At 75.2% G+C, this 3,308-nt stretch carries 3 protein-coding genes; all 3 read left to right on the top strand.

Features of this window, described 5'->3' with window-relative positions:
* Nucleotides 1–501: 501 nt before the first annotated feature.
* On the top strand, nucleotides 502–1,155 hold the full coding sequence (locus tag J0670_RS33780; protein WP_207816121.1) for a transglycosylase SLT domain-containing protein: 654 nt from the start codon (nucleotides 502–504) through the stop codon (nucleotides 1,153–1,155).
* 221 nt (nucleotides 1,156–1,376) lie between these two features.
* Nucleotides 1,377–2,381: a glycosyltransferase family 2 protein gene (locus tag J0670_RS33775; RefSeq protein WP_207816119.1), complete on the top strand. Its 1,005-nt coding sequence runs from the start codon at nucleotides 1,377–1,379 to the stop codon at nucleotides 2,379–2,381.
* A gap of 178 nt (nucleotides 2,382–2,559) precedes the next feature.
* A partial coding sequence (locus J0670_RS33770) for an FAD-binding oxidoreductase (protein ID WP_207816118.1) occupies nucleotides 2,560–3,308 on the top strand: 749 nt, incomplete at its 3' end.

Raw genomic sequence — 3,308 nt, 5'->3', positions numbered from 1 at the left:
CCGGCGAACGTGTGAGGCCGCCCACAGGGGGTTCGGCGTCTACGGCCCTCGATAGTGGTCGCCCCCGCCGCCATGGCCGACCGACGGCCCCGACCGCTGCTCGGCCGCGTCGGCCGCCGCCGCGACCCGCCTGAAGAACGCAGGCCACCGCCCCTCCCGCCCTTGCATGCTCCGTTGTGGATCGCCCGCGACGCCCAGGTGTGCAATTCGGACAAAACTCACCAAATCCACCGCCGGGCCCCGATCCGGCCGCCCCGCGGCCACTACTCGGCGTAGTAGCGAACGCCTTTGCCACCCGTCCCCGGCCCTGCCAAGAATGGCCCGTCGCCAGGCAGCGCCGGCCGGCCCGTCCGCCGCGCAGCCCGCCGCCCCGCCGCCTCCGCCGGGGTGCGACGGCCGTCCCGGACGGCCGTGCGGGCCCCGCTCACCCGGAGCCCGCGCGATGCCCCGCGCCCAGTGCCACCGGCACCGCCTCCCCGACGGAAAAGGACCGACCGCTCCATGCCGCTCAGCCATGCCCGCCGCAACTCCCTGATCACCGGCGTCGCCACCCTCGTGGTCGCGAGCGCCGCCACCGCCGCCCTCGCCATCCCCCAGGCCGGGAGCTCCACCGAGGCCGCCGCCCCCGTGGCCGCCGTGACGGTGGCGGACAAGCCGGCGGCCGACGAGCAGGCCCAGGCGAACGCCGCGGCCGCCGAGCAGGCCGCACAGCAGGCGCAGGCGGCCCAGGCGCAGGCCGAGGCGGACGCCGCCGCCCAGGCGCAGGCCCAGGCCGCCGCCCAGGCCGAGGCCGAGGCGAAGGCCCAGGCGGACGCCAAGGCCCAGGCCGACGCCGCCGCCTCCCGCTCCCAGCAGCGCACGAGCCTCACCGGGACCCCTCAGCAGATCGCCGCGCAGCTCGTCCCGGCCGGCCAGCTGCAGTGCTTCAGCAACATCGTGTACCGCGAGAGCAGCTGGAACCCGCTGGCCGTCAACGCCTCCTCCGGCGCCTACGGCCTGGTCCAGGCGCTGCCCGGCTCCAAGATGGCCTCGGCCGGCGCCGACTGGCGCACCAACCCGGCCACCCAGATCAAGTGGGGCCTGGACTACATGAACACCCGCTACGGCAGCCCCTGCGCCGCCTGGACGTTCTGGCAGAACCACCACTGGTACTGATCCCCGGCCTGACCTGCCGGTTCGTTCCCGCTCCCGGGCCCGCGACGCACTCCGCGCCGCGGGCCCGGAGCGTTTCCCGGCGAGTTCCCAGGCGGCGTGGACACGTCCGGCAGGCGGCGTGAAGATATGGCGCACGGTCGTACGATTTGCCGCCAATTGCTCGCAATTACGCCTGGTCAGGGCTTTGCCACCGTTCGCCCGCCCTCTTACGCTCCGGCGTCATGCCCTCACCCCTGATCAGCGTCGTGCTCCCCGCCTACGACCAGCACGGACAGCTCTCCGACTGTCTGGACTCGCTGCTCGCCCAGTCCCTGGCGAACGTCGAGGTGATCGTGGTCGCCGACCGCTCCCCCGAGACCGCGGGCGAGCTCGCCGAGGCGTACGCGGCGCGGCACCCCCGGGTGTCGGTGCTGCACCTGAACGCGGCGGTCGGGGTCGGGGTGAGCCGGAACGCGGGTGCGACGCGGGCCTCCGGCGACTACCTGCTGTTCCTGGACGCCGACCACCTGCTGCCCCGGGACGCGCTCCGGACCGTCGCCGACCGGCTCGCCCAGACCGGGCCGGTGGACGTGCTGCTGTTCGGCCACTCCCGCCGCCACAACGGCCGGGACTGGCCGGGCGGCGCCGAGGCGCTGCTCGCCGAGGCCGGCCCCGAGGTGTTCGCCCCCTTCGACCGGCCCGCACTGTTCGGCGCGCCGCCGCTGATCTGGGACCGGCTGATCCGCCGGGGCCACTGGGAGGAGCTGGGGCTCGCCTTCCCCGACGGCCGGTACGAGGAGGTCCCGGTGGTGCACGCCGCGCTGCTCGGCGCGCAGCGGGCCGCCGTGCTGGCGCGCGAGTGCGTCCAGCTGCGCCGCCGGGAGACCGTCCACCCGGCCGGCGGCCCGGGCAGCAGCGTGTTCGACCTCTTCGAGCAGTACGAGCGCAGCTTCGCGCTGCTGGAGGACCAACCGCACCTCTACGCGGTGCGCGACGCGCTGTTCGTCCGGATGATCCGGCACTACCTGTTCGTCTTCGACCTCGCCGGCTGCGTCTCCCGGGCCGAGCGGCCGCAGTTCTTCCACCGGGCCGCCGAGCACCACCGCCGCTTCCTGCCGCCCGGCCACCGCAAGCCGGGCGGCCGCGAGGGGATCAAGTTCACGCTGCTGGCCGGCGGCGCCTACCCGGCGTTCGAGGTGGCCAAGCTCTCGCACATCGCGCGCGGCACGCTCACCGGGAAGAAGTGACCGGACGGAGGTGACCGGACGAGGTGACCGGACGGAGGTGACCGGACGGAGGTGACCGCCCCGGCGGGGCACCGCCCGACACCCCGTCGGCGGTACCGCCGTCGCGCCCGGTACCCGTGCGGCGCCGGGCCTGCGATCATCGGCGGAGCCGACACCGCACCCGCCCGGGAGGTCCCTGGTGAGCCGTCCGTCCGCCGTACCCGGGGCCGAACTGGCCCGTGAGCTGGCCGCCGTGCTGCGCGGGGAGGTCCGCTTCGGCGCCGCCGAACGGACCGTCTACAGCCACGACGCCTCCAACTACCGGCAGTTGCCGCTCGGCGTGGTCAAGCCCGCCGACCTGGACGACGTGCGCACCGCGCTGGCGCTGTGCCGCGAGTACGGGGTACCGGTGGTGGCTCGCGGGGCCGGTACCAGCATCGGCGGGCAGGCGATCGGCCCGGGGGCGGTGGTGCTGGACTTCCGCCGCCACCTCGGCTCGGTGCTGGACATCGACCCGGAGGCCCGCACCGCGCGTGTCCTGCCCGGCACCGTCCTGGACGACCTCCAGCGCGCCGCCAAGCCGTACGGGCTGCGTTTCGGCCCGGACCCGTCCACGCACAGCCGTTGCACCATCGGCGGCATGATCGGCAACGACTCCTGCGGCTCCCACTCGCTCGCCTGGGGCCGCACCGCCGACAACGTCGAGCGGCTGGAGCTGCTGCTCGCGGACGGCACCGAGTTGACCGTCGGCGGGCCGCTCACCGCCGCCGGGCGCGCGCGGTTGCGCTCCTCGCCCGGTCGCGTCGGCCAACTCCACACGCGGCTCCAGGAGTTCACCGACCGCAACCTCGCCACCATCCGGCGCGGCATGCCGCAACTGCCGCGCCGCACCTCCGGCTACCCGCTGGACGCGCTGCTGCCCGAGCAGGGCCACGACCTGGCCAGGGC

Origin of the sequence: Streptomyces sp. FH025, assembly GCF_017427025.1 — a bacterium.
Classification (GTDB): Bacteria; Actinomycetota; Actinomycetes; order Streptomycetales; family Streptomycetaceae; genus Kitasatospora.
This window is presented reverse-complemented; position numbering and strand designations above follow the sequence as displayed.

Excerpts from the sequence above, each read along its gene's own strand:
- J0670_RS33780 (WP_207816121.1), top strand. The coding sequence starts at position 502 with ATGCCGCTCAGCCATGCCCGCCGCAACTCCCTGATCACCGGCGTCGCC.
- J0670_RS33775 (WP_207816119.1), top strand. The coding sequence starts at position 1,377 with ATGCCCTCACCCCTGATCAGCGTCGTGCTCCCCGCCTACGACCAGCAC.